Raw genomic sequence first — 4,507 nt, 5'->3', positions numbered from 1 at the left:
CTTGCTGCGGTCTTCGTCGAAGTAGAGGGTGTGGTCCCAGCGCTCGGACGGAATCTCCGTGATGCTGTCCTTGCCCTGGCTGAGGTTCGCCCAGAATTCCTCGAGGTTCCGCGCCTGCGGATAGCGGCCGGCCACGCCGACAATGGCAATCTCGTCGGCGCCCCGGTCGACGGTGCCCCCGCCGAATCGTGAGGCGCTACGCACAACCGGGACGGCTTTGGCCGCTACCACGGCCTTCGCGGGTAGCACGGCCCTCGCCTGCGACACCTTCTCGCCGACAAGTTTGGCCAGACGATCGCGATGGCGCTCGACGAAATAGCCGGCCAGGGCGGCCATGCTCCGATATTCGAAGAACAGCGTCTTGGGCAGCGGTCCGAACGACTTTTCCAGCGTGAGCGTGAGGTCCAGCACCATGACCGAATCGATGCCATAGGCTTCCAGTGCCGCCTCCGCGTCGATCTTGTGGGGTGGGAGTTTCAGCGTGGCCGAGGTCAGCTGGATCAGGTGACGTATCGTCCTGTCGAGCAGATCGACCGGCATCGCGGTGTTCGCGAAGGATGCCTCCGTCACGGCCGCGTCCGTAAACGTCGCTGGCTCGGCCTGCGTCGACCGATCCAGCAGCGTCGCCCGCAACCGGTCGATGTGGCCTTCGGCCACCAGCAGTTGTGGCAGCCCGCTCGCCATGGCCTGGGCCAGCGCAGCGCATCCGCTTGCGGTCGCCAACGGGGTCATGCCGGTTTCCCGCAACAGATACCGACGCGTCCCCGCGTCCACCTGCATGCCGCCGTCTTCCCACAGGGGCCAGTTGACCGACAGGGTGCGCCCATGGCGCCGCCCCTGCCTGACGAGATCGTCGCGATCATGCGCGAACGCATCCATGAATCCGTTGGCGGCGGCATAGTCAGCCTGCCCGACGTTCCCTCTTGCGCCGGCGACGGAGGAGAAGCAGACAAAACAATCCAGTGCCAGATCCCGGCTGGCTTCATCCAGGTTCAGCGTGCCCGCCACTTTCGCGTGTAGCACCTCGCGGAGCTCGTCGGACGTTTTCCGGATGATGAAGCTGTCGCGCAGGACACCGGCGCTATGGATGATGCCGGTCAGGCCGAGGGTGGCGGCCGTATCGCCGACACAGCGCTGCACTGCCTCGCGGTCGGCTACGTCGAGCTGTCGATAGTGGATGGACGCGCCCAATGCCTCCAGTTCGGCGAACCGGGCATGCATGGCGTCGGTCGGCAGCGAGCGGCCGGTCAGAACGAGCTTGACCCCCGTCGCATGCGTAACGATGTCGCGGGCGAAGATCAGGCCGAGACCACCGGCGCCGCCAGTGATGAGATAGGTGCCGCCGGCTTTCCATGCGCTCGACGCCGCCATCGAAGGCCGCGGCCATTCCGACCAGCGGCACACCTGCTTCACGCCGTCGGCGTAGCGAATCTGTGCGGCATCGTCGTCGCGGCTGTCGAGCAGCGCACGGACGATGTCCTGGCCCGCTTCGACGCCGATCACCTGCCCGACGATGGCGGGGTTTTCCAGTTTCGCGGTGCGTAGCAGGCCCGTCAGGCCGGCCAGCGTTCGATGGATACCCTGAGCCGGCACGATCGCCTGGACAAGGATCTCGCCCGCCGAACTCCCGATCGTCTGCAGGCTTTCGAGCAGCGCCGCCGCGGCCAACGCATAGCCTTGCGCGACATCGTCGCCCAGCGCGATGGCCACGCAGGTCGCATCCGGCCACGTCGTGCCGATGCTGCTCGTGACCGCCTCATCGACGCCGCACAGCAGCACGAGGTGACGCGCGAAGACCCGCGCAGCGACCTTGCCGGCCGCTGCCGGCTGAGCCTCCCATACAGGCTGCGCAAGCAAGGTCTGCACCGCAGGGACGTCGGCCACGCCGGAGGACGCACGCAATTCGAGACGACGGAAACGGACCGAGACACGGCCCGACGCATCGCACAGATCGACGTCGATCGTGCGCGAGCCTTCATCCGTCGCCGTATCGGCGCTATGCCGCACGAACGCCCACATACGTTCGGCACAGGGCCCGAACATGTCCAGCGAACCCAGGCGGGCGGGCAGCCAGAGCATCCGTTCGCCCGACGCCACATCCGCTTCGGCAAGACCGATCGCAGCCTGCAAAGCGGCATCCAACAGGGCCGGATGCAAGGCATAGGCATCGAGCGGCAAGGAGGACGGCAGCGTGATCCGGGCCAGCACACCCTCGGCGCCGACGAAAACCTCGTCCAGACCGCGGAATCGCTTGCCATAGTGCAAGCCCATCGCGTCGAACAAGGCATAGCACTGCGTCGCATCCAGATGCGCGTCGCCGCATTGCGCGCGCAACGCAGCGAGATCGCACGCAGGACGGCTGTCGGTTTCCTCATTCGTACCCAGGACGACCGAACCGTGGCTGTACGCGACGGCATCGCCGTCGTCCGCGTCGCGGTAGATCTCGAAGCGGATATCGCCGGCGTCTTGCGGTGTCAGTGCGATGTGTAGATCCAGTCCGTCGACATCGACGATCGCGGGTCGCAGCCAGACGATGTTCTCCAGGCGAATCGGAGCCATGCCGTCGACGGATTCACGGGTCGCTCGTTGCGCCATCTCGAGCTGGGCGACGCCGGGAAGAATACGCAAGCCCCCCACCACATGATCGGCCACGAAGAACTCCTGCCCGCTGAAGTGCGAGCTGAAGCGTTGTACGGAGAAACTCGAGGTGTTCCGCTGGACCAGGGGATGCAGTGCGGCGGCGCCCTGCACCGCGCCCGACGTCGCGGCACCGAGCGGGACCCAATAACGCTCGCGCGCGAATGGATAAGTCGGCAGGCTGATCCGTCGCGGGGTCACCGCGCCATAAAGGCGCCGCCAGTCGACAGGCAGGCCTTTCACCCACAGCTCGAGCAGCTTGCCGTACTTGCCCTTGACCATCCAGGCGTCGACGGTGGCCGCCATGTCGACATCGCCCTCCAGCCCCGCCAGCGCATCGTTGTTGCGCTTCACCTGGCCGCGGTACATTTCGTCGATCGCTGCCTCACCCGCCATGAACGCGGCCAGCTTCTCGCGCAGCTCGTCGAGCGAGCCCACCACGAGCGCCACGCGCTCTTCCATCGCCTCACGGCCGACCTGAAGCGTATAGGCCAGGTCGGACAGCGAGAATGCCGCTTCGCCGTCACCCGATGCCAACCGCTGGCACAAGGCCTCCACGCGATCGCGCAGACGATCCCCATCGCGCGCGGAGAGCACGACCATGGCCGGCGTATCGCCAGGCACAGGCTCGGCAACCGGGGCCACATACTCTTCGATCACGACATGCGCATTCGCGCCGCCGGCACCGAACGAAGAGATTCCCGCGATGCGTGTGCCATGCGCGGGCCGCGGCCACGGCGCAAGATCCTGCTGGACCACGAACGGCGTGCCGTCGAAGTCGATGTTCGGATTGAGCACGCTCGAATGCAGGCTCGGTGCCAGTTGCCCGTGCTTCATCTGCAGCAGGACCTTGGTCACGCCGGCGATACCCGCCGCGCTCTCGCAGTGGCCGATGTTCGACTTGGCCGAGCCGATCGCGCAGAACGTCGTGTCCGGGGTCCAGTGGCGGAACGCCTTCGACAGGCCGGCGATCTCGATCGGATCGCCCAGGCTGGTGCCGGTGCCGTGGGCTTCGATGTAGCTCACCGCCCGCGCATCGATGCCGCCCTCGCGCAGGGCCTGTTCGATCACTTTCGCCTGCGCGTTGGGGTTGGGCACGGTGTAACCGTTGGTCTTTCCCCCGTGGTTCACCGCCGTGGCCTTGATCACACCGTAGATGTGGTCGCCATCGGCGATCGCCTGGGCCAGCGGCTTCAGCAGTACCGAGCCCACGCCCTCGCCCGGTACGTAGCCTTCCCCGCCCTCGCCGAAGCTCTCGCAGCGGCCCTTGCCGGAGATGAACTTGCCCTGGGCGAGCATCAGGTACTTGTTGGGATGAATCGAAACATTGACGCCGCCGGCGATCGCGACCGCGCAATGACCCGCGCGCAGGCTCTGGCAGGCCAGGTGAATCGCCGTGAGCGACGACGAGCACATGGTGTCCAGCGCCATGCTCGGGCCACTGAAATTACTGAAGTAAGACACCCGGTTGGCGATGGAAGCGGGGTGACCGGGTACGGCGATGCCTTCGCCGCGCGCCTGCGCCTGGGCGCCGTAGAGCTGGTATTCCTCATACATTACGCCGACGAACACGCCGACGTTGCCCTCGTCGGCTACGTTGTCACGTGTGTAGCCGGCGTCTTCCAGCGTCGCGTGCACGCATTCGAGGAACAAGCGCTCCTGCGGATCCATCAACTCGGCTTCGCGTGGCGAGATATTGAAGAACAGCGGATCGAACAGGTCCACGCCATCGATGAAGCCGCCCCACTTGCCGTAGGTCTTGCCCGCCTTGCTGCGGTCTTCGTCGAAGTAGAGGGTGTGGTCCCAGCGCTCGGACGGAATCTCCGTGATGCTGTCCTTGCCCTGGCTGAGGTTCGCCCAGAATTCCTCG

General features: G+C 66.0%; 1 protein-coding gene. It reads right to left on the bottom strand.

Translation table 11 applies throughout. The annotated features are described in order from the left end of the window. Positions 1 to 4,507: SDR family NAD(P)-dependent oxidoreductase (locus tag VM621_RS03065; RefSeq protein WP_325467524.1), on the bottom strand; the 4,507-nt coding region annotated here is incomplete at both ends.

The organism is Luteibacter sp. (assembly GCF_035539195.1).
Classification (GTDB): domain Bacteria; phylum Pseudomonadota; class Gammaproteobacteria; order Xanthomonadales; family Rhodanobacteraceae; genus Luteibacter.
The sequence above is the reverse complement of the archived record's forward strand: the minus strand, read 5'-3'. Positions and strand labels throughout refer to the sequence as shown.